The sequence below is a fragment of the Bradyrhizobium liaoningense genome, from assembly GCF_018130825.1.
Classification (GTDB): domain Bacteria; phylum Pseudomonadota; class Alphaproteobacteria; order Rhizobiales; family Xanthobacteraceae; genus Bradyrhizobium; species Bradyrhizobium liaoningense_B.
In genome coordinates, this window is sequence record NZ_JAFCJS010000002.1 from 989,041 (window position 1) to 1,010,147 (window position 21,107).

Annotated in this window: 18 protein-coding genes and 1 pseudogene; 7 read left to right on the forward strand and 12 right to left on the reverse strand. The window is 65.2% G+C overall.

Translation table 11 applies throughout. The features are described 5' to 3' along the window. Positions 1–14 precede the first annotated feature (14 nt). The 3 genes from JQ603_RS13050 to JQ603_RS13060 are packed head-to-tail and all read left to right on the forward strand — an operon-like array spanning position 15 to position 4,359. A complete protein-coding gene (locus JQ603_RS13050) occupies positions 15–2,429 on the forward strand; it encodes an HAD family hydrolase (RefSeq protein ID WP_212339857.1) in 2,415 nt (804 codons plus the stop codon). A gap of 60 nt (positions 2,430–2,489) precedes the next feature. Continuing rightward, positions 2,490–3,809 carry a hypothetical protein gene (locus JQ603_RS13055; RefSeq protein WP_212339858.1) on the forward strand — a complete coding sequence of 440 codons (1,320 nt, stop codon included), beginning with the start codon at positions 2,490–2,492 and terminating at the stop codon, positions 3,807–3,809. A gap of 13 nt (positions 3,810–3,822) precedes the next feature. After that, entirely contained in the window at positions 3,823–4,359 is a 537-nt protein-coding gene (locus JQ603_RS13060; protein ID WP_212339859.1) for a hypothetical protein, read from the forward strand. A 2-nt stretch (positions 4,360–4,361) separates the two neighbouring features. Here JQ603_RS13060 and JQ603_RS13065 read toward each other — a convergent pair whose 3' ends face one another. Genes JQ603_RS13065 through dctP form a run of 6 tightly spaced genes read right to left on the reverse strand, consistent with a single transcriptional unit; the run spans position 4,362 to position 11,320 of the window. After that, positions 4,362–5,612: an acetyl-CoA hydrolase/transferase family protein gene (locus JQ603_RS13065; protein WP_212339860.1), complete on the reverse strand. Its 1,251-nt coding sequence runs from the start codon at positions 5,610–5,612 to the stop codon at positions 4,362–4,364. 7 nt (positions 5,613–5,619) lie between these two features. Further along, the gene (locus JQ603_RS13070) at positions 5,620–7,173 is read right to left on the reverse strand and encodes an AMP-binding protein (RefSeq protein ID WP_212339861.1); all 1,554 of its coding nucleotides are present in this window, start codon (positions 7,171–7,173) and stop codon (positions 5,620–5,622) included. Between the two features lie 21 nt (positions 7,174–7,194). Further along, complete coding sequence (locus JQ603_RS13075) at positions 7,195–8,361, reverse strand: acyl-CoA dehydrogenase family protein (RefSeq protein WP_212026728.1); 1,167 nt, start codon at positions 8,359–8,361, stop codon at positions 7,195–7,197. A 36-nt stretch (positions 8,362–8,397) separates the two neighbouring features. Beyond that, the gene (locus JQ603_RS13080; protein ID WP_212339862.1) at positions 8,398–9,687 is read right to left on the reverse strand and encodes a TRAP transporter large permease; all 1,290 of its coding nucleotides are present in this window, start codon (positions 9,685–9,687) and stop codon (positions 8,398–8,400) included. A gap of 12 nt (positions 9,688–9,699) precedes the next feature. After that, on the reverse strand, positions 9,700–10,254 hold the full coding sequence (locus JQ603_RS13085) for a TRAP transporter small permease (protein ID WP_212339863.1): 555 nt from the start codon (positions 10,252–10,254) through the stop codon (positions 9,700–9,702). Positions 10,255–10,294: 40 nt separating this feature from the next. Further along, complete coding sequence (dctP, locus tag JQ603_RS13090) at positions 10,295–11,320, reverse strand: TRAP transporter substrate-binding protein DctP (RefSeq protein WP_212339864.1); 1,026 nt, start codon at positions 11,318–11,320, stop codon at positions 10,295–10,297. Positions 11,321–11,548: 228 nt separating this feature from the next. Here dctP and JQ603_RS13095 point away from each other — a divergent pair, with 228 nt between their 5' ends. The 4 genes and pseudogenes from JQ603_RS13095 (at position 11,549) to JQ603_RS13110 (ending at position 14,863) form a co-directional block, all read left to right on the forward strand. Beyond that, positions 11,549–12,751 carry a CaiB/BaiF CoA transferase family protein gene (locus tag JQ603_RS13095; RefSeq protein WP_212339865.1) on the forward strand — a complete coding sequence of 401 codons (1,203 nt, stop codon included), beginning with the start codon at positions 11,549–11,551 and terminating at the stop codon, positions 12,749–12,751. A gap of 29 nt (positions 12,752–12,780) precedes the next feature. Then, positions 12,781–13,248, forward strand: a pseudogene (locus JQ603_RS13100) (MaoC family dehydratase); the annotation flags it as partial. Next, positions 13,248–14,099 (forward strand): HpcH/HpaI aldolase/citrate lyase family protein, encoded by an 852-nt coding sequence (locus tag JQ603_RS13105; protein ID WP_212339867.1) that lies wholly within the window; start codon positions 13,248–13,250, stop codon positions 14,097–14,099. The pseudogene JQ603_RS13100 and the gene JQ603_RS13105, both read left to right, overlap by 1 nt. A gap of 20 nt (positions 14,100–14,119) precedes the next feature. Further along, positions 14,120–14,863, forward strand: coding sequence for an IclR family transcriptional regulator (locus tag JQ603_RS13110; protein WP_212339868.1), 744 nt, complete (start codon positions 14,120–14,122; stop codon positions 14,861–14,863). Positions 14,864–14,873: 10 nt separating this feature from the next. On the opposite strand, the gene JQ603_RS13115 is transcribed toward JQ603_RS13110, so the two are convergent. The 6 genes from JQ603_RS13115 to JQ603_RS13140 form a co-directional block, all read right to left on the reverse strand. Next, positions 14,874–15,290 carry a hypothetical protein gene (locus tag JQ603_RS13115; RefSeq protein ID WP_212339869.1) on the reverse strand — a complete coding sequence of 139 codons (417 nt, stop codon included), beginning with the start codon at positions 15,288–15,290 and terminating at the stop codon, positions 14,874–14,876. 138 nt (positions 15,291–15,428) lie between these two features. Further along, positions 15,429–16,217: a transporter substrate-binding domain-containing protein gene (locus JQ603_RS13120; RefSeq protein WP_212339870.1), complete on the reverse strand. Its 789-nt coding sequence runs from the start codon at positions 16,215–16,217 to the stop codon at positions 15,429–15,431. Between the two features lie 195 nt (positions 16,218–16,412). Beyond that, positions 16,413–17,204 carry a fumarylacetoacetate hydrolase family protein gene (locus JQ603_RS13125; protein WP_212339871.1) on the reverse strand — a complete coding sequence of 264 codons (792 nt, stop codon included), beginning with the start codon at positions 17,202–17,204 and terminating at the stop codon, positions 16,413–16,415. A 59-nt stretch (positions 17,205–17,263) separates the two neighbouring features. Then, positions 17,264–19,423, reverse strand: coding sequence for a carboxypeptidase-like regulatory domain-containing protein (locus tag JQ603_RS13130; protein WP_212339872.1), 2,160 nt, complete (start codon positions 19,421–19,423; stop codon positions 17,264–17,266). Positions 19,424–19,488: 65 nt separating this feature from the next. After that, positions 19,489–20,307 carry an alpha/beta fold hydrolase gene (locus JQ603_RS13135; RefSeq protein ID WP_212339873.1) on the reverse strand — a complete coding sequence of 273 codons (819 nt, stop codon included), beginning with the start codon at positions 20,305–20,307 and terminating at the stop codon, positions 19,489–19,491. Further along, positions 20,307–21,095 carry an SDR family NAD(P)-dependent oxidoreductase gene (locus tag JQ603_RS13140; protein ID WP_212339874.1) on the reverse strand — a complete coding sequence of 263 codons (789 nt, stop codon included), beginning with the start codon at positions 21,093–21,095 and terminating at the stop codon, positions 20,307–20,309. The genes JQ603_RS13135 and JQ603_RS13140 overlap by 1 nt, the downstream gene beginning before the upstream one ends. Between the last annotated feature and the right edge of the window lie 12 nt (positions 21,096–21,107).

Below are 21,107 nucleotides of genomic sequence, written 5' to 3' on the forward strand. Positions count from 1 at the left end.
CGGGGAAGTGCAGCATGACGATCGCAACGACCGGCGCAGCGCGCAGCGCCCAAATTGTTTCCGCTTGGTCGTTCGATGTTTTCGATACATTTCTGGTTCGAGCCTGCACGACACCAGATGGCGTATTTGAAAGGACTTACGAGCTCTCGGGCATTTCAAGAACTTGTCCGAATGTTTCTGTCAGTTTCGTTCAGCATCGAATCCAGGCCGAAGGGCGCGCACGCAGGGCCGCGAAGGACAAGCGCGGCGCGGTCGAAGTTCACATCGAGGACATCTATTCGTTCTTTCCGTTCAATCTGTTCGGTCTCACGCGTAGCGATCTGAGCGACCTCGTCGAATCGGAGTTCGCGGCCGAGCTGGAGCTCTGTCGCGTCAATCCGGACATGCTTCGGCAATACTCGGAAATGAAACGCACCGGCCATCGCGTCGGATTCATCTCCGATACCTATTGGGATTCCGATCGGCTGGCGCGGCTGCTGCGCGCCTGCCGCCCCGGCCTCGTCTGGGACTTTCTCTACGCCTCCTGCGACCATGGCAGCGGCAAGAGCGAAGCGCTGTTCGCGAAGTACCTGACCGAGCAGGGCGTCGACGCCGGCGCCTCCTTCCACATCGGCGACAACGAGCAGGCCGACATCAAGGGCGCGCGACGCCACGGCATTCGGCCACGTTACTATCCCCAGGCTTCGCGCGAATTGGCTTCGAAGCTGCAGCGTGAAACCTCGCTGTTCGAGCTGCTTTGCCCGGGCGCCCCTTCGCGGCTCGATCACGGTTCGCGCACGCTGCGGCGCATGATGGCCGCACGAAGCGCCGAGAAGTCTCCGGCCTTTCACCTTGGCGCGACAGTGCTCGGTCCGGTGATGACCGCCTTCGACGCCTTTGTCTCGGAGCGCTGCGAGCAGATCGGAGGTCCCGGCCGGCGGGTGGCGCTCGGCTTTCTCGGCCGTGACGGCTTTCTGTCGCAGCGGATCTGGCAGGAGTTGCACGGGGCGACCTCGGCCTATCTCGAGATCAACCGCCGCGTCAGCCTGATGGCCTCGGCCGACACGATGCAGCCACTCGTCGATTTCCTCGCCAAGATAGCGAAGCTCGACGCACCGACCTTCCGCGACATGGTCAAGGTCGTGCCACCGAAGGTCGCGGCGTTCTTCGCGAAAGCGCCCGACGGGATCGTGAGCGGCCAGGAGCTCGCCGAGGCGCTGCCCGCCCTCATGGAGACCGGCGAGCTTCTCGAGCTAGCCGAAATCCTGCGTGCGCGGCTGCTCGCCTATCTGCGCCACGCGATACCGGGCTTTGACGACTGTACCGACCTCGTGCTTGCCGACCTCGGCTATTCCGGCAGCGTGCAGAAGGCTCTCCGGCGTGTCTTCGACCTGGAAGGGATCAGGATCCGCCTCCATGGCGTCTATCTCATCTCCCTTGATGATTCCTTCGACGATCTCGCCGAGCAGGACAGCGCCACAGGCTTCATCTCCGATCTCGTGATCACGCCCCACGTCAAGCGCATGCTGGTGCGCAACGTCGCGCTGCTGGAGCAGGCCTGCTGCTCCGCCGATGGCTCGGTGCGCGACTATGACGGCGACCAGGTCCTGCGCGAGATCAACCCGCATTCCGCCAGCCAGATCGCGCTGGCCACCGACATCCAGGCCGGCGCGCTCGCCTTCGCGGCAGGCGCCGCGGACGTTGCACGGGACTTCTCTTTGAGCCCCTATGCCGCGCCCGACGTCGCTGCACGGTGGAGCGCCGCGACGCTGGCGCGCCTGTTGCTGCTGCCCGATGGCGACGAGCTGGCTCTGCTTGGCGGCCTGCAGCATGATGTCAATCTCGGCACGCAGGCGCTGGCGCCGATGCTCGACCGCGACTTCGTCCGCAATCAGATCACCGCCCGCGGCCTCTCGGCTGCCTGCACGTCGGCCGGGCCGCCGATGTGGCTTGCCGGCAGCTTCGCGCTGATGTCGCCGTCCTACGCCTATCTCTATACGTTGTTCGGCGCCAACCGCCTGCCCGCCGACGTCTTCGAAGAGAGCCCCTGCGGCGTGGTTCAGGTCGGATTGTTTCGCGCCAATGGCGAGGCGGCGCTGGAATCGGTCGCCGTGCACCGGACCGGGCTCGGGGAGCTGCGCGTGCGCATTCCGGTCTCGCGCGCCATGGGTATCGTCATGCTCGCGCTGCCGCTGCCGAAATTCGCGGCCGAGGGCCTCCTGCATGGCGTCACCATGCAATGCGCCGGCGAGATCTGCGAGGCCGCCGCAAGTCAGGACGTCATCGGCATTGCAGCCGGGAGCCTGGTCTACGCCGGCGTACAGCGGAACGGCGAACACTATCGCGCCGAGAGCGACGACGGCTGCCTGCTGATCCCGGTGGCGCCGATGACGCAGGAGATCGCGATCTATTCCATCGCGATCACCCCGCTCGGCGCCGGCACCAAATAGTGCGCCTGATCGCGCCGCCCCGGACGTTGAAGTCCAAGGCTGGCGCGAGGGGGCACGGAATTGACGGACGAGACGCACGAAAACCTTGATCAGCTGCTGCAATCCAGCGGTGTCAGGCTCGGCCCGCCCCAGCGCGACCGCCTGGGCTGGCTGGTCGAGCAGTACGGCGCGCCGACGCTCGACGATCTCAGCGAGGGCCGGCGAAACGGCGTCATCATCCTCAGGGAGCCACCGAGCGGGGCGGCAGCCGAACTGTTCTATCGCTCGCTCACCCCCGGCTGCGCCGTCGTCATTCCCAGAAGCGAGAATCCCGGCTTCGATTTCCTCAAGTCCAAGCTGACCGAATTCGGCACCGTCGGCCCCTGCGGCGCGGACGGCCCGCACGAGATGTGGTGGGGCGGCATCGGCTGGTCGAAATTCCTCACCGCCGCCAACACATCCACCGGTCGCCCGCGGATCGTCTCCTGCTATCCGCGCGGGGCCGATGCGACCGCGGCCTTCGCGCTGCGGCACTCGCTCGAGCGCTTCGACCTCGCCTGCCACATCGAGCCGATCGAGACCCAGTTCGCCGACCGCATCCTCTGCTTCGAGAAGGCGGAGTTCATGATGCGGATGTGGAACAAGTATCGCGAGCCGCTGCTGTTCGTCGAAGCCGGCGCGGTGTTGCGCGAGGCGCCGCTGCTTCCGACCTTCCTCGGCTGCGATGTCGCCTTGCACAAGTGGAATCGCTGGGAAATGTCGGCGCGCACGCTCTATCTGGGGCGCACCAAGGCCGCCGAGACACTGCTCCGCACCTGGCTGCAGCTCGCCGCGTCCTATCCCGCGATCTGGGAGGGCTATCTGCTCGATCAGGCCTGGAGCCTGACCTCCTCACAGCTGACGCTCGACACCGTGTGGCTCCCCCGCTCCTATCATTCGCTGAAAGGCGACCTCGGCGCGATGCGCGCCACGATCCTGCATGACCAGCAGACCACGACGCTGGATCTCGGTCCAGATCCCGGCTTTGGCGGCATTGCGCGCGCGGCCCGCCGCGCCGGACGCACCGGTTCCCGCGATGCCTTCATGGTGATGACGTCGAAAACCGCGACCGGCGACGGCATCGCCGTGATCCTGCGCGACGTCTCGGCCAGCGACGCCGGCGCGGTGGCTGCGACGGTGGAAGCCGTGACCGGTGCCTATGCCGCCGATTGCGGCGGCTACGGCCGGCTCGAGTTGTCGCTCTGTGCCTGGCAAGGCGACGTCGGCGCCGCGCGCGAAGCCGCCGCGCTCGCGCGCTACCGCATCCTGGAGATCGCGCCGGGTCAGCGCATTGCCAACGATTTCTTCGCGACCCACGCCTCCGACCAAGCGGCCATGACCGCCCGCCATCTCTTCCCCTGACGGATATCAGACGATGCTCAAGACCATCATCCTGCTCACCGATACCGTGCAACAGCAGCAGCCACTGGCCAATCTGCTCCGCGAGCACAATCGCGACCTCGCCTTCTGCTCGGCGCTGCGCGCATCGGACCTCAGCGCGATCGAGGCAGACGTGCTGAGCGAAGCCCGGCTGGTGTCCTTCGCCGCCGACGTCGCCGTCCCCGAGAAATTCCTGCTCCGGCTCGGCTATGGCGCCTACAAGTTCTACGTCGCACCGACGCAATATCCGGGCCTGCCGCCGGCGCCCGAGGAGAGCGACGAGGATCCGCGCTGCTATTCGGTGATCGCGCAGTCGATGACGATCTGGCCTGATTTCAAGAAGGTGGTCGGCCTGGAGACCGTGACGATCCCTGATGGCACCGTCCCTGCCGAACGCGAGCGGCTGGTGTTCTCTCGCCTTGCGCACCTGTTCTGGCAGATGTCGGGCATGATCGCCGGCGAGGCGACGGATATCCCTGCTATCATCGGGTCCGGCGAGAACCAGCGCCCGACGCTTGCGATGATGAACTGAGGCTAGCCGGCGGACCTGCGAGCCTGCGCTGACAGCGCGTCGCGGTGCCCGGGCGCCGCGATCGCGATCATGCGGCGCGCCCGCTCGGCAAGGCCGCAGCCGCGCAGCTCGGCGATGCCCCATTCGGTGACGATGGCATCGACATCGGCGCGGGGGGTGGTCACGGTCTCGACATTGGCGACGATCCGGCTGGTTCCGTCCGACGCCGTCGCAGGCAGCGCGATGATCGCCCTGCCCCCGCGTGACGCATTGGCGCCGCGCACGAAATCGAGTTGCCCGCCGATCGCGCCGACCGCAACGCCATTCAGCGTCTCGGAATTGACGCTGCCATCGAGCCCGACCTGAAGCGCCGAGTTGATCGCGACCAGGCGATCGATCCGCGCCAGCACGTTTTGACCGTGCGTGTAGGACGTCGGCCGCACCGCCACCGCCTTGTTCTCGTGCACGAAGCGGTAGAGCCGCTGCGACCCGATCACCTGGTTGGTGACGGTGGTCCCGGCATTGATCCCCTTCTCCGCATTCGTCACTGCGCCGCGCTCGATCAGATCGACGACGGCATCGTTGATCAGGCCGGAATGAATGCCGAGATTGCGCACATGGGACAGCGACGACAGGATCGCGTCCGGAATGCGTCCGACGCCGAACTGGAGCGTGCTGCCGTCGGAGATCAGGTTTGCCGCGTGGGCGGCAATCAGACGCGAGACGTCGTCGAGCGGCGTCGATGCCAGTTCGACCGGCGGGCGCCGCGCCGCGACGCGCATCTGGATCGGCACGTCCTCCGGCCACTCCGCACCGAACGTAAAGGGTGCATCCGGATTGATCTCGGCGATGACGAGGCGGGCGCCGCGCGCGGCATCGATGACATAGTCGTTGGAGAGGCCGGCACTGAGCCTTCCGTCGTCGGCCTCCGCGAGTTGCACCAGGACGACGTCCGCCCTGTGGCGGTGCGCAGCGAAATCGGCACAGAAGGCGCCGTAGTTGCTCGGGATCACATCGAGCCGCCCCGCCCTCGCGAGCCGCCGCGTACTGCCGATCACACCATAGCTCTGGAACGACACGGTAGAAGCGCACGCGGCGGAAAACGTCTCCGAGAACACCGCTCCGACCATCATCCGAAAAGGCGGAAGCCACGCCGCCTGCGTCATCAGCGCCTCGGTCAGGGTGACCGGCTCCGCCGTCGCCTGCCCGCACACCACGAGATCGCCTTCACGGATCAGGCCGGAAAAATCGATTGGCGGCGGGCCCCCGGACATTGCCGGCTCAGCCCATCGGGGTGAGGCGCGCGGAGGACTCAGCCAGCAGCGCGCGCAGCTCCGTCTTCACGATCTTGCCATAGCTGTTCTTGGGCAATTCGCCGGTGAGGTAATAGTGCTTGGGCCGCTTGAAACGTGCGATCCAGGCGTTGCACATCCGGTCGAGCTCGTCCCGCGTGACTGCCCTGCCCTCGGCAGCGACCACGACCGCCACGACCTCCTCGCCCCATTCCGGATGCGGCCGGCCGATCACCGAGACCTCGGCGACGGCCTCATGCCGCAGTAGCACCTCCTCGACCTCGCGCGGATAGATGTTGGTGCCGCCGGAGATGATGACGTCCTTGGAGCGGTCCTTCAGCGTCAGGAAGCCGTCGACATCGAAGGCACCCATGTCGCCGGTGTAGAGCCAGCCGTCGCGAAGCGTGTTCGCGGTGGCATCCAAATTTTGCCAGTAACCGGACATCACGGTATCGCCGCGCACGATGATCTCGCCGACCTCGCCGGGCGCAACGTCGCGCCCCGCCTCGTCCACGGTGCGCACCTGCACCACGCCCTGCGCGATGCCGACCGAGGCAAGACGCTCCTCGTGGCGCGGATGACCGGCGTCGACATGCATGGATTTGGGCAGGTAGGTGATGGTCATCGGCGTCTCGCCCTGACCATAGATTTGCGCGAGCTTCGGCCCGAACACGCCGAGTGCGGCCTTGCAGTCGGCGACATACATGGGGCCACCGCCATAGATGATGGTCTTCAGTCCCGGCGCGGTTGCGCCCGCCGCTTCCGCCGCAACCGTCAGGCGCCGCACCATGGTGGGCGCGGCGAAGAAGGAGATGTTGTCGCGCTTCGCCGTCAGCTCCAGGATCTCGTCGGGCTCGAAGCGGCCGCTCTCCGGGATGATCTGCGCGCCCATGCCGAGCACGTGCGGCACCATGTAGAGGCCGGAGCCATGCGACATCGGCGCGGCGTGCAATAGCGCTTCGCCCGCCACAATCGGATTGATCTCGGCGAGATAGTTCAGCGACATCGCAAGCAGATTGCGATGGCTGAGCACCGCGCCCTTGGGCCGGCCGGTGGTGCCGCTGGTGTAGAAGATCCAGGCGGGATCGGTGATCCCTACGTCGGCGATGGCGATGCCGTCGGCCTTCTCCAGCGCGCGATGCTCGGCCGAGCCGATTTCGATCACGCGCGGCTTGGCCGTGCCGAGCGCCAACGCCTCCGACGCGACGCCTGCCATATCCTCGGTCACGAACATCACCGCAGCGCCGGAGTTGTCGAGAATAAAGGCAACCTCGCGCGGATGCAGTTTTGCATTGATGGGGACGGCGACCAGACCGGCATGCCAGCAGGCATAGAGGCAGGCGACATAGTCGGGCACGTTCTTCATCAGCAGCGCGACGCGGTCGCCTTTGGTGAGACCGAAGCTTTGCTGCAACGACGCCGCCAGCGACGCCACCGTCGCGGCGAGCCGGCCGTAGTCCGCGACCAGCGTCAGCCCCTTGAACAGCGCCGGCGCGGACGCGTCGGCCCTGGCGGCACGCAGAAGATGCTGAGCGAGGTTCATGGGCGATCCTCCACAGCCAGTCTAGTACGACTTCGCGAGCCCGAGCACCTTCTCCGCAATGAAGCTGAGCGCGAGCTGCGGGCTGACCGGCGCGATGCGCGGGATCAGCACTTCGCGCAAATAGCGCTCGACGTGGAATTCCTTGGCGTAGCCAAAGCCGCCATGGGTCATCACGGCCTGCTCGCAGGCATGGTATCCGGCTTCGCCTGCAAAGTATTTCGCGGCGTTCGCGCCGGCGCCGCAGGGCAAGCCCTTGTCATATTGCCAGGCCGCCTGCATCACCATCAGCCAGGCCGCCTCGAGCTCGACCCAGTTCACCGCGAGCGGATGCTGGATGCCCTGGTTCTTGCCGATCGGACGGTTGAAGACAACGCGCGTCTTGGCGTATTCGGTCGCGCGCGACAGCGCGAGCTTGCCGAGACCGACGGCTTCCGCCGCGATCAGGATGCGCTCGGGGTTCATGCCCTCGAGGATGTACTGAAAACCCTTGCCCTCTTCGCCGATGCGGTCCTCCATCGGGATCTCGAAATCCTCGAAGAACAGCTCGTTGGAATCGACGATCTTGCGGCCCATCTTCTCGATCTCGTGGACCTTGATCTTCTTGCGGTCGAAATCGGTGTAGAACAGGCTGAGCCCGTGGGTCGGCGAGCGCACCTCCTCCAGCGGAGTGGTGCGCGCCAGCAGCAGGATCTTGTGCGCGACCTGCGCGGTCGAGATCCACACCTTCTGGCCGTTGACGATGTAGCGGTCGTTCTTGGCGACCGCGCGGGTCTTCAGTTGCGTGGTGTTGAGGCCGGTGTTGGGCTCGGTGACGGCAAAGCACGCCTTCTCGCGGCCCTCGACCATCGGCGGCAGCATGCGCTTACGCTGTTCTTCCGTGCCAAACACCACGACCGGGTTAAGCCCGAACACGTTGATGTGCACGGCAGACGCCCCCGACATGCCGGCGCCCGACTCCGCGATCGTGCGCATCATGATCGCGGCTTCGGTGATGCCGAGCCCGGAGCCGCCATATTCCTCAGGCACGCAGATGCCGAGCCAGCCGGCGTCCGCCAGCGCCTTGTGGAAATCATGCGGGAAACCACCGTCGTGGTCCTTCTTCAGCCAGTAGGCATCGGGAAAGCCTTCGCAGATCTTGGCAATGGCATCGCGAATGGCTTCCTGCTGATCGGTGAGCGCGAAATCCATGTTCTTGATCTCCTTCTTGGGAGCCGGGCTCCGATCCTAGCGCCCCATCTGCGAGGGCAGCCAGAGGATGATGGACGGAAACGCCACCAGGATCGCGATCGCGATCAGGTGCGCGATGAAATGCGGGAAGGTGCCGTGGAACACTTCCGCCACCGGCCGCTTGGCGTAGCGGGCGACGATGAAGCAGTTCAGCCCGACCGGCGGCGTGATCATGCCGACCTCGGCGGTGACGATCTTGATCACACCGAACCAGATCGGGTCGAAGCCGAGCGTCTTGATCAGCGGCAGCACGATCGGCACGGTCAGCACCAGGATCGCGATCTGGTCCATGAACGAGCCGAGCACGATATAGCCGCACAGGATCAGCGTGATGATCACCCAGCGCGAGGCCGGCAGCGAGCCGATCCAGGCGACGAGATCCTGCGTCACATGCGTGAGCGTGAAGAAATAGCCGAAGATCGAGGCACCGACCAGGATCATGATGATCATGCAGGTGCCGTGGCAGGCGCGCAGCAGCGTGTGATAGAGTGAGGACGGCGTGATCTTGCCCTTGACGATCGCGAGCAGGAAGGCGCCGAACGCGCCGAAAGCGGAAGCTTCGGTCGGCGTGGCGACGCCGAGGTAGATCGTGCCTGTGACGATCGAGAACAGCACCACCATCGGCGAGACCTGCCACAGCAACGCGAATTTCTCGCGCCACGGCACTGATTTCGCGGCCGGCGCGCGCGACGGATCCTGCCAGACCAGGAAGTAGATCGTGACCATGATGGTGATGGTGACGAGGATCGCCGGGATGATGCCGCTGATCAGGAGCTTTCCGATGTTCACCTCGGCCAGCAGGCCGAAGATGACGAGCGCGACGCTGGTCGGCAGCAGCATCGACAGCGTGCCTGATATCGCGACCACGCCGGCGGCCATCTTCGGCTCGTAGCCCTGACGGATCATCGCCGGCAGACTGGTCGAGGACAGTGTCGCCGCCGAAGCGGTCGAGGTGCCGCAGATCGCACCAAAACCGGCGCCGGCGAGCGCGGTCGCCATGCCGAGACCGCCCGGGACACGCCCGACCCAGGCCGACGCTGTCTTGAACAGATCATCCGCGACGCCCGACAGTAGCACGAGGTCCGCCATCAAGAGGAACATCGGGATGGTGATCAGCTCGTAGGACGACACCGTCGAGAGCGGCGCGGTCTGCAGGATGCCGAACAGCGTTGACCATCCGCCGACCATGACGAGGCCGACCGAGCCGGAAAAGGCCATGGCGAAGCCGACGGGCGTGCCGAGCGCGAGCAAACCGAACAGCAGGGCGAGAACGATGAAGGGTGTCATGGATATCGCCCGTTACTCGAAGCTGCGTGCTTCACCGACGCCGGTCACCGGCGGCAGCGGATAGAGATCGCGCCCGCTGAGGAGGCTCAGCACATTGCCGACGAGCTGAAGCACCAGGCGCAGCACCAGCACGCCGCAGCCGAACGGCACCAGCGCCGCCGAGATCCAGGTCGGCCAGGCAATCGCGCCGGCCAGCACATCGTGCTGCTCGTAATTCTCCAGGGCGCGCTCGAATCCGACCTTGCAGATCAGGACGAACACGAACAGACCGGCGAGCGCGGTGACGATCTCCGACAGCCGTCGTCCCGCCGGCGAGAAGCGCGACAGCAGGATGTCGACGCCGACATGCGCATGCTCGCGCAGGCCGTCCGACAGCGTGAAGAAGAACACGCCAGCCAACAGGTAGAGCCCGATCAGATCATAGGTAAAGGCGAACGGACTGTTCAGCACGTAACGCATGAACACGTCGGTCACCACCAGCAGCATGATCACGAACAGGAACACCACCGCGATCACCGTCAGCGCGCGCTCCAGCGCGCCGAGCACATCTCCTGCCCGCTTGATCACCTCTGGCGCCTCCTTCTCTCTGTCGGATTGCCTGACGCTTTTACTTGCCGCCGGCGGCGAGCAAATCCTCGAACTCCTTCAGCGCGGCGGATGCCTGCTTGCCGCGGCTGTCGAGCCCGCTCGCCCATTCCTTGCCGACGCCCTTGAGCTTGTCCTTCATCTCGGTTCGGGTCGCCTCCGGCAGCGGATCGAAGCTGACGCCCTGATCCTGAAGGTGCTTCTTGGTGGTCTCCGTTTCCTTGTCGACCTGCGCGCAAGCGGTCGGCTCGATCGCCTCGGACGCCTCGTTCATCGCCTTCTTCACGTCGTCGGGCAGCTTGTCCCAGACCGACTGGTTGATGGAATAGGCGACGATGAAGCTGCCGAAGCTGACGCCTTCGGTGGCGTGCTTGACCAGCTTGTCGAGGCCGTAGGCCACGACGCTTTCCATCGGAAACAGCAGACCATCCATGGTGCCGCGTGACAGCGATTCATAAGCATCGGGTGCTGCCATGCGCACCGGCACCGCGCCGAGCGCACGCAATGTCAGATCCTGCGCGCCGCCCGTGGTGCGCAGCTTCAGGCCCTGCATGTCCTTGGTGATGTCGACCTTGGTTTTCGCGGTCCACACCTGATAGGGCGGCAGCACCACCTCGAACAGCAACTTGATCTTGTTGGGCGCATATTCCTGCTTGGCCAGAACGCCTTCGCGCGCCGCCTTCCAATAGGCCATCGTGCCCTGGCAGCTCGTCTCAAAGGCCCCCGGCAGTTGCGCGACTTCCGAGAGCGGCATCTTGTCGGAGACATAGGACGGCCCGATGTAGCCGATGTCGACCACGCCCGACTGGGTCAGCCGCAGCATGTCGGCCGCCTTGCCGATCTGCTGGTTCGGATAATAGGTGAAAGTCACCGCACCGTTGGTGCGCTTGGTGACGTCGTCCATCCACGGCTTGAGCATCAGGCGGACGAGATAGTGACCGGCGGGGAAGCTATCGGCGACCTTCAGCTCCAGCGCCTGCGCCTGAAGCGTCGAGACCGGCAGCGAGAGTGCGAACGCCGCGGCGGCCCAGACCAGTTTCGTCTTCATCTTGTTCTCCCTGACGCGTCCCCATGCCGAAGGTGGCAGCGAAACGCTGCAGCACAGTCCGGCCCTCACTCCATTTCTTGCTTGAGGAAAATGTACATATATGTGAATTTATCTGTCAAGTATATGAACTATGCATAGCCCCATGCGCGTGGGATGAGCAGCGTCGAATTGACACCCAACTTTTATGAACTCTAACTCCACGGATATGAATTCATCCCAAGAGGCCCCATGGGACCGCTCGCCGGCTTCACCATTCTCGACCTGACCTCGGTGCTGATGGGCCCCTACGGCACCCAGGTGCTGGCGGACATGGGTGCCGATGTCATCAAGGTCGAAAGCCCCGAGGGCGACATCGTTCGCCAGATCGGTCCCGGCCGCACGCCCGGCATGGGCGGGATGTTCCACAACGCCAATCGCGGTAAGCGCAGCATCGTGCTCGACCTCAAGAAGAGGGAAGGACGCGACACGCTGCTGCGGCTGGCCAAGCGCGCCAACGCGCTGGTTTACAATGTGCGCCCGCAGGCGATGGCGCGGCTTGGCCTCGACTACGAGACGCTTGCCGCGATCAATCCCGCGCTCGTCTATGTCGGTGCGTTCGGCTATGGCCAGTCGGGCCCTTACGCTGCAAAACCCGCATACGACGACCTGATCCAGGGCGCGGCGACCATTCCGACGCTGCTTGCCGCTGCCGGCGACGGCACGCCGCGCTACGTTCCCGTCACCATCGCCGATCGCATCGTCGGGCTGATGATGGTGAACGCCATCATGGGCGGGCTGATGCACCAGCAGCGCACCGGCGAGGGCCAGCGCATCGACGTACCCATGTTCGAATCCATGGCGGAGTTCGTCCTGGTCGATCATTTGGGCGGCCTGACCTACGATCCGCCGCTCGACCATGGCGGCTACGCCCGCCTGCTCTCGCGCTATCGCCGTCCCTACAAGACCAGCGACGGCTATCTCTGCGTCCTCATCTACAACGACAAGCACTGGCGCAGCTTCTTCGAGGCGATCGGGCAGCCGCATTTCCTCGACCAGCCGCGCTTTGCCAACCACGCCGCGCGTACCAGGCATATCGACGAGATCTACGAGGAGATCGGCCACATCTTCGCGACGCGTACCACCGCAGAGTGGCGCGAACTGCTGGAGCGCGCCGACATTCCGGTGATGCCGATGCATACGCTGGAGACGATCCTCGAGGATCCGCACCTCAAGGCCGTCGACTTCTTCAGGACCGTCGAGCACCCCATGGAAGGCCGCATCCGCCAGATGCGCGTGCCCTCCACCTGGAGCGTGACGCAGCCGGAACCTGCCGGTCCCGCGCCAACGCTCGGCCAGCACGGCCGCGACATTTTGCACGAGGCCGGTTTCTCGGCGGACGAGATCGAGCATCTCGCACAGCAAAAAGCAGTTCATCTGGCCGCGCCGCCGTAACGGCAGCGCGGGCCAAATCGCACCAATACAGGGAGGAAACCGCGATGGCCGGACTTTATTTCGAGGACTTTTCCGTGGGCCAGGAGTTCAGGCATCCGCTGACCCGAACCGTCACGGAAATGGACAACACCATGTTCAGCCTGCTGACGCTCAACCCGCAACCGCTGCACATCGACGCGCATTTCTCCGAAAAGACCGAGTTCGGCCAGCGCATTTTCAACAGCCTTTACACCCTCGGCATCATGATCGGCATGACGGTCTATGATACGACCTTGGGGACAACCGTTGCCAATCTCGGCATGACCGACGTGACATTTCCGAAGCCGGTCTTCCATGGCGACACCTTGCGGGCGACGACGAAGGTGCTTTCGTTGAGGGAATCCAAATCGCGCCCGAAAGCGGGCATCGTCGAGTTCGAGCACCACGCCTTGAACCAGAACGACGAGATCGTCGGAAAATGCCGCCGCATGGCGATGATGCACAAGAGGCCGGTCTAATGCGTTCGATGCTGTTCGTGCCGGGCGATTCCCCGCGCAAATTCGAGAAGGCGAGCGAAGGCAAGGCCGACGCGCTGATCATCGACCTCGAGGACTCCGTCGTCACCGAGAAGAAGATGGAGGCACGCGGGCTGACGCTGGCGATGCTGAAGAGCCGGCCCGGCCCGCACCAGCTCTATGTCCGCGTCAACGCGCTCGACACCGACATGACGCTCGCCGACCTCGCCGCAGTGATGCCGGGCAGACCCGACGGCATCGTGCTGCCGAAATCGCAAGGCGGCGACGACGTGCGGCAGGTCGCGGCCTGGCTCGAAGCGCTGGAAGCTGCGTCCGGCATCACGATTGGCACGACGCGCATCGTCTGCGTTGCCACTGAAACCGCGAGCTCGATCTTCGGGCTCGGCAGCTACAAGGGCTGCTCCCCTCGCCTCGCCGGCCTGATGTGGGGTGCGGAGGATCTCTCCGCCTCGCTCGGCGCCACCGAGAAAGCGAGCGGCGGCGTGTTCCACAGCCCCTACCGCCTCGCGCGCGATCTCTGCCTGATGGCAGCGGCCGCGGCCGAGGTCGCGCCGATCGACACCGTCTATACCGACATCGACAATCTCGCGGGCCTCGAAGCCGAGACGCGCGCGGCGCGCCGCGACGGCTTTTCGGCGAAGGCGCTGATCCATCCCAAGCATGTCGACGTCGTCAATGCGGCGTTCGCGCCGACGGACGCCGAGCGCGCCTGGGCGGAAAAGGTCATCGCCGCGTTCGCGAGCAATCCGAATTCCGGAACGCTGCGGCTCGACGGCCAGATGATCGACAAGCCGCACCTTCGCGCCGCCAAGAAGATCCTCGGCCAGCCCTAGATCGGAACGCAAGTCTCGCCATGATCGTTCGCCAAGCTGCAAATGTCCTGGAGATCATGGAATTCTTCGCGCAAGTGAAGAAGCCGGCGACGCTTGCCGAGATCGCCGATCATTTCGGCTGGCCGCGCTCCTCGACCTTCAACTTGCTCGCGACGCTGTCGGAAAAGGGCTATCTCTATGAGCCGCGGCCGCGTGCCGGCTTCTATCCGACGCCGCGGTGGCTGGCGATGGCGCGGATGATCTCGGAGGTCGAGCCGCTGCCGCCCTGGACGCATCAGCTGATCTCCGATCTCTCCGCCGAGACCGGCGAGACCGCATCGATCGTGGCGCCAGCCGGCGTGATGGCGGTGTTCATCGACGTCGTCGAGTCCAAGGCAGCGATCCGCTATTTCGCGACCATCGGCCATCGCGTGCCGATCCACGCCACCGCCAGCGGCCGCGCGCTGCTGCTGCAATATTCGCAAGAAGAGCGCGACTCGGTCTATCGCAAGATCGAGTTCAAGCAGTACGGCCCGTCAACGCCGATCAGCATCGAGGCCGTGGAGACCGAGCTGCGCAACTCCATCTCGCGGGGCTATTGCCAGAGTTTCGCGGATTACAGCCGCGATCTTGCGGGTGCCGCGATCCCGCTGCCGATCAGCGACCGCCGGCTCTCCGTCGTCGTCGCCGGGCCGGAGTTTCGGATCGGTCCGAAGGTGCCCGAAGTGGCCGCGCTGATCGCGCGGACGGTCGACCGGCTGCGGCCGAAGACCACTGCGGCCTGAAGACGAGGCCTCAATCGAATCCCTGAGCGGGCGGCGGCGTGGTCTCCGCAGGCGCAGCAGGAGCCGCAGGAGCTGCTTGAACAGGCTGCGCCACAGGCGCGGCTTGAACCGGCGGATTGCTGGCGGCCCTCATCTGACCGCTGGCATCCATCGCCTGGCGCGTGCGCGGCGGCGTGCCGGCTGCGCGGTAAGCCTCGCGACGCGGCGGCCGCTGTCGCGCCGAGCGCGAATCTCTCGCGCCCCAGGACCGGGCAATTGCAGGTCCGGCGGTGTAACCGATCGCCGCGCCGGCGATCGCACCGATCGGACCCAACACCACGGCGCCTGACACGGCTCCGATTGCCGCAGCACCGGCACGCTCCTGTGCGGCAGCGCCCGCAGGCACGCCGGCCAACAGAACGACGGCAGTGATCAGAGCTTTCTTCATCGGAGCGCCTCCCTCGAGGGAAGACCACTCTTACTCAAATATGGCCGCAGGACGTTTGTCCGTTGCCCAACACGGGGCAATCGCCGATGGAACTCCGGCAATTCAAGGGCAAAGCCCACCGGAGGCCAATCAGCGCAACTACGGCGCGACCTTGTCGCTGGTGAACCCGTTGCCGTCGAGCGCGCGGCGCACGGTGCCGTCCGCCTTGGCTTCATCCAGGAAATGCGCAGCCCAGACCTTTGCCGCGGTCTTGCCCTTGGGAACGACGACGACCACGCCGGTCGACTGGATCACCTCGTCCAGCACCTTCGTTCCCGGCAGCTTTCGCGACAGGTCTTCCAGGGCGCCCATGCCCATCGCGAGCGCATCGAGCTCGCCCTTGCCAATGAGTTCAGCGGCTTCTTCCGGCTTCACGAACTTCGTCAGTTTCGCCTGCTTCAGCGACTTCTCGACCGTGCGCGATGTCGACGTCCCCTCGATGCAACCGACACGCATTCCGGCCCGATCGACATCCGCAGCGGAGCGGATGTCCGAACCGGCACGCACGAGATAGCCGCTCATATAGGCGACGTAAGCCGGGCCCTGGTCGACGAACTGCTCTCGCTTGACGTCGGCGGGCATGAAGGAGAGATCCCAGACGTCCTTGCTGCTGGCCGCAGCGATCTCGTCGGAGCTCTGGTATTCGACGAGTTGCAGCGGCACGTGCAGCCTGTCGGCGGCAGCCCTCGCGAGCTCGACGGTGACGCCGCGCGGCTTTCCGGTCGAAGGATCGCGCGTGGTCCAGAACGCCGATGCCGCGGGGCCGACGGCGACGGCCACGCGCAACGTACCGGTGGGGGCGATATCGCTGGGGCCTTCGGCGTTCGCGGAGGGAATGCCGATCATGAAAATCAAACCCAACGCAGCAATCAAACCATGCCGCAGCATCTCCGCCTCCAAAGTTGAACGCCCCGTCAACAAAGCCGACGGTGTGCTCCCTCGCCCCGCTTGCGGGGAGAGGGTTGGGGTGAGGGGGAGTCTCCGCGGGGACGGTGACAGTTGGACTCGCGGAGAGCCCCCTCACCCGGAATTTGCTGATGCAAATTCCGGCCTCTCCCCGCAGGCGGGGAGAGGCGAAGAGGGTCAGACGATCTTGATCGACATGTCCGGCAAGCCTTCGAGCTTGCACAGGAGCACATCGCCCTTCACCACGGGACCAACATTTTCCGGCGTGCCGGAATAGATGATGTCGCCGGCCTTGAGCTCGAACGCTTCCGACAGCTTTGCGATCTGCTCGGCGACGCTCCAGATCATCTTGCTGAGATCCGAGTTCTGCTTCACCGTGCCGTTGATCGCGAGCGAAATGGCGCCCTTCTCGAAATGACCGGTCTTGCTGACGGGGTGGATCGGGCCGATCACCGCGGCATGATCAAAACTCTTGCCGATCTCCCAGGGCTTCTTCTCAGCGGCCATGCCGTTCTGGAGATCGCGCCGGGTCATGTCGAGGCCGAGCGCGTAGCCGTAGACGTGGTCGAGTGCTTTCTCCGCCGGGATGTTGGTGCCGCCGGATTTCAGCGCGGCCACCAGCTCCACCTCGTGATGATAGTTCTTGGTCAGCGAGGGATAGGGATGGTCGGCGACCTCGCCGATCGCAACGTTCTGGATCGCGTCCGTCGGCTTCTGGAAGAAGAACGGTGGCTCGCGGTTCGGGTCCGAACCGCGCTCGATCGCGTGGGCGGCGTAGTTGCGCCCGATGCAATAGATGCGGCGGACCTGGAACACCTGGGTCTCGCCGACAATCGGAATCGCGACCATCGGCACCGGGAATATCGGCTTGGGCGCGGCCTGCGCGGCGGCCGGCGTTGCTTCGGCGATGCCCGCCGCGGTCATCGCGGCTGCGGCGGTGAGCACGTCACGTCGTGAAGTTTTTGTCATCGTCATAGTCCCTGGCTTGGGCATTCGTTTCCTGCGTGGCTATTCATAGGGCGAAACACTCAATGGGCCAATGGATCGGGCCGCATTTGCACCTTGTAGACTTTAGGCGAGGACTCCTTGCCGCCCTCCCCGTGGAAGCTCGCGCGCGTCCCGGTCGTACTCCAGAGGCCGCGGCCCTTCCAGCCGGTGTTGGGGTCGTCGATCCGGCCGTCGACATTCTTGGTGAAGAAGCCGAGCGGGTAGGGATTGCGCAGGTTCACCAGTTCGCCGTTGACCAGCGCCAGCAGCGACTCGCTTCCGTTGGCACTTGCGATCGGCACGTTGGCGCCGAGGCCGAACGTGTTGTAGCGATCCACCCAGACATAATAGGCGTGGTTGGCGCTGCCGCTGGCATCGAGCCCCTTGAACTGCGGCCCGGGCATGCGCCAGGTCTTCCAGCCCTCGGGACCCTGCTTGCCGTCGGCGGTTGTCGGGCCGTTCAGCGGCCCCTTGCAGAGCTTGCGATCGAAGCTTGCGAGATGGCCGCTGGACATGACCGTCCACACCACGCCGTCGAGGCCGATGTCGAGCCCGCGCGGGCCGAACGTGCCCTCCGGCGGTTGGTACACTTCCGCGAGCGCAGTGTTCGCCGGGTCCGGCCCAGGCACGACGCGCACGATGTAGCCGGGCTGGTCGATGCGGGAGAAACCGCGATCCATCGCCTGGCCCCAGATCGTATCGTCCACCGGGCTCGGCATGATGCCGTAGAACGACGCCGCGATGCGCTTGTCCTTGGTGGGATCGACGGGATCCTTGTGCTCGACATAGGCATCGCGCTTGCCATTGCCGTTGGTGTCGATGATCAAAGGCGTCCAGCCCTGCGACTTCACGACGTCCAGGGTTTCGCGGTACTGCCTGGTGTTGAGCCAGCCGACCAGCCCGCCGCCGAGCCCGGGACCGCCGGAGCTGGTCCACAGCGTCTGGTTGGCATCGTCGTCGAAATAGAGGTGATGGGTGGTGAAGCAGGTGTTGATCAGGTCCCACTTGCCCGTCGCGGGATCGAAGCGCGACAGTTGGCGCAACGAGGTTGCCTGCGGCGCGACCTTCGCCGAGGGAAGGTCCGAGCCCGGCTTGCAGTAATCGGGATTGGCCGGCGGGCGCAGACGCGCGGTGAACCAGACCTTGCCCTGCTCGTCCATCATGACGTTATGGATGCTGGTGTGGCCGTCCCAGATCGGCTCGTCGCCCCAATAGGCCGACGGCCCGCGCGGCGCATCGGTCGATGACGGCGTGTTCGGATCGAGATAGGGGTGCTTGATGGTGCCGGCGATGTTCTTCACCGGGTCGAGCGTCGGCACGAGGTCGGAGCTTTCTTCCGACGATCCGTAGATCAGGCCATTGGCGTTGAGGCGCGGGTTGCGCTTGTCGGTCGAGATCGCATCGTGCTGATAACGCGTCGGCGCCGCCCAGTCCCACATCGTGAACACGACGTTGCGCTCGATGCCCCGGGGGCGCTCGGGCTTGGCGAACGGCAATTCGCCGGCGGCGATGCGGTCGGTCCATTTCGAGAAGAGGTCGTAGACCTTTTCCGGACCCATGCTGGCGAGCACGGTGGCCATGTATTCCTGGGCCTGGCCGGCCTGGGTGCGGACCGCCCAGGCCGTGTGGGAATCATAGCCGTCGGTGAACACTTTCGGGATTTCGCGGATGCCGCGCGTGCCGAGCGCGTGACAGGACTGGCACATGTTCTTGACCGTATCGACCCACTGGGCCTGCGACTTCATGGTCTCGGGCATCTTGTTGCCCTTGTCGCCGGTGCCGGGAAATTCCTCCGGCTTGGGGATGTCGAGCATCGAATACCAATACATGCCCGGATAGTTCTGCGCGTCCTCTTTCGGCGAGGCCTGAACGGCCTTGAAGTCGAGGACCTTGCCGGGATGGGCGTCCTGCTGCGCGGTGTCCTGCAGGCCATAGCCGCGGACCCAGACCTTGTAGCTGGCCGCAGGCAGATCCGGGATGACGAACCGGCCCTGATCGTCGGTCACCACCACCTTGGCGTATTTGGTCGGCAGGTCTTTCGTTTCGGCGATCACCCAGACGCCGGCTTCCGCGCCCTTGTCGCTGATCACCTGTCCGCCAATGTCATGGGCGGATATCTCCACCGTCGCCGCCATCGCAGCGCCGGCATGCAGCAGCGCAGTCGCGCCGAGATAGCCGGCAAGCATTCGCCTCAAGCTCATCATTCCCTCCCATCGTTTTTTGTGTTTCGTCCGGGCCTCTATCGGGCCTCAATCGGACTTGTCTCTCATGCCTTGAGCCGGTCGAAGAACTCCCTCACTTTTCGCGCGCAGACGTCGGGGTCGGTGGCGGCGACGTGGTAGGAATCGCCGGGCAACACTTCGAGCTTCGAGCCCGGGATCGTCTCCTGCCACGCCTTGACGGAATCGACGCTGCCGAGACCGGAGCCGGTCGTGGTGATGACCAGCGCCGGACGCTTGATCGACGGCAGCTCGCCGGTGACGTCGACCGTGGGCACCATCTGGAGGAACGCTTCCAGCGTCGAGGCCTTGGTCTTCGACATCAGACTGATCCACCAGTCCAGCGCTGCCGGCGGCAGTGACGAGCCGAGCCGGCCGGCGGTGGTTTCGCGTACCCAGGCTTCGACGCCCTGCTCGCGGATCTGCTTGCGCCAGGTCGGCGCCCGCTCGTTGAACGAGGTCAGCGAAGCCGGCGCACCGACCGCGGCGACCGCGATCACACGATCCGGGTGCTTTGCCGTCAGATGCATGGCCAGCGTGCCGCCGATCTTGCCACCGATCAGGAACACGCGGTCGAGCTTCAGCGCGTCCAGCATCCGGATGATGTCGTCACCGAGGCCTGCGAAACGATAGACATAGTCGCCCTGCATCGGCGTCGAATCGCCATAGCCGCGCAAGTCCGGCCGCACCACGAGATGATGCGTGGCGAAATACGGCACCCAGCGCCGGAACGCCTCGCCGCTTTCGGCCAGCCCGTGCAGCATCACGACCGGTGGCCTGGTGTCCCAAGGCAGGAGATAGTCGTCGAGGCGAACCGCAAGCTCGCAATCCTCGCTGACACCGATCTTCCTGAGTTCGCTAGCCATTAGATACACCTCGTTCCACCGCCATCGACATTGATGCAGGTTCCAGTAATGAAGGATGCGCGGTCTGAACAGAGAAACGCGACGAGGCCGGAGACCTCATGCGGCTGCCCGACACGCCCGAGCGGCACCGAAGCGATCGCCGCAGCATTCGCTGCGCCGCGATCCTGCCCGGCGATCGCCGCGCCCTGCGCGACCAGGCTGTCCCAGCGTTCGGTCTGCACCGGCCCCGGATTGACGCCGGTCACCAGCACATTGTCGGGCGCGCATTCCTCGGCGAGCGCCAGTGTGAAGTTGAGCAGCGCCGCGTTGACCGCGCCGCCCGCCATATAGGCCGCGCGCGGCTGGTGCCCGCTGCGACCGATGATGTTGATGATGCGACCCCAGCGGCGGTCGCGCATCTCGGGCAGAACGTTGCGGGCGCAGCGCATGTAGCCGAGCAGCTTCAGCTCGATCGACTTGGCCCAGATCGCATCCGGCGTCTCCGCGATCCGGCCCATCGGCGATGCCCCGGCATTGTTGACGAGAATGTCGATGCGACCGAAGGCTTCGCGCGCCGTGTTCATCGCCCGCACAATGTCGTCCGGCTTGGTCATGTCGCCGGCACAGGCGATCACGCGCCGGCCGGTGTCGCGCGACATCTCGCCAGCCGCCGCCGCGAGCCGCTCGGCGTCGCGCGCGACGATCACGACATGCGCCTGCTCGCGCGCGAGCTCGGCGGCAATCGCCCGGCCGATGCCGATGCTGCCGCCGGTGACGATTGCGACCTTGCCGCCCAGATTCAAATCCATGACGCCATCATC

Excerpts from the sequence above, each read along its gene's own strand:
- JQ603_RS13060 (WP_212339859.1), top strand. The coding sequence starts at position 3,823 with ATGCTCAAGACCATCATCCTGCTCACCGATACCGTGCAACAGCAGCAG.
- JQ603_RS13095 (WP_212339865.1), top strand. The coding sequence starts at position 11,549 with ATGGGACCGCTCGCCGGCTTCACCATTCTCGACCTGACCTCGGTGCTG.
- JQ603_RS13070 (WP_212339861.1), bottom strand. The coding sequence starts at position 7,173 with ATGAACCTCGCTCAGCATCTTCTGCGTGCCGCCAGGGCCGACGCGTCC.
- JQ603_RS13130 (WP_212339872.1), bottom strand. The coding sequence starts at position 19,423 with ATGAGCTTGAGGCGAATGCTTGCCGGCTATCTCGGCGCGACTGCGCTG.
- JQ603_RS13120 (WP_212339870.1), bottom strand. The coding sequence starts at position 16,217 with ATGCTGCGGCATGGTTTGATTGCTGCGTTGGGTTTGATTTTCATGATC.
- JQ603_RS13075 (WP_212026728.1), bottom strand. The coding sequence starts at position 8,361 with ATGGATTTCGCGCTCACCGATCAGCAGGAAGCCATTCGCGATGCCATT.
- JQ603_RS13125 (WP_212339871.1), bottom strand. The coding sequence starts at position 17,204 with ATGACAAAAACTTCACGACGTGACGTGCTCACCGCCGCAGCCGCGATG.
- JQ603_RS13065 (WP_212339860.1), bottom strand. The coding sequence starts at position 5,612 with ATGTCCGGGGGCCCGCCGCCAATCGATTTTTCCGGCCTGATCCGTGAA.
- JQ603_RS13050 (WP_212339857.1), top strand. The coding sequence starts at position 15 with ATGACGATCGCAACGACCGGCGCAGCGCGCAGCGCCCAAATTGTTTCC.
- dctP (WP_212339864.1), bottom strand. The coding sequence starts at position 11,320 with ATGAAGACGAAACTGGTCTGGGCCGCCGCGGCGTTCGCACTCTCGCTG.
- JQ603_RS13135 (WP_212339873.1), bottom strand. The coding sequence starts at position 20,307 with ATGGCTAGCGAACTCAGGAAGATCGGTGTCAGCGAGGATTGCGAGCTT.
- JQ603_RS13115 (WP_212339869.1), bottom strand. The coding sequence starts at position 15,290 with ATGAAGAAAGCTCTGATCACTGCCGTCGTTCTGTTGGCCGGCGTGCCT.
- JQ603_RS13105 (WP_212339867.1), top strand. The coding sequence starts at position 13,248 with ATGCGTTCGATGCTGTTCGTGCCGGGCGATTCCCCGCGCAAATTCGAG.
- JQ603_RS13110 (WP_212339868.1), top strand. The coding sequence starts at position 14,120 with ATGATCGTTCGCCAAGCTGCAAATGTCCTGGAGATCATGGAATTCTTC.
- JQ603_RS13080 (WP_212339862.1), bottom strand. The coding sequence starts at position 9,687 with ATGACACCCTTCATCGTTCTCGCCCTGCTGTTCGGTTTGCTCGCGCTC.
- JQ603_RS13140 (WP_212339874.1), bottom strand. The coding sequence starts at position 21,095 with ATGGATTTGAATCTGGGCGGCAAGGTCGCAATCGTCACCGGCGGCAGC.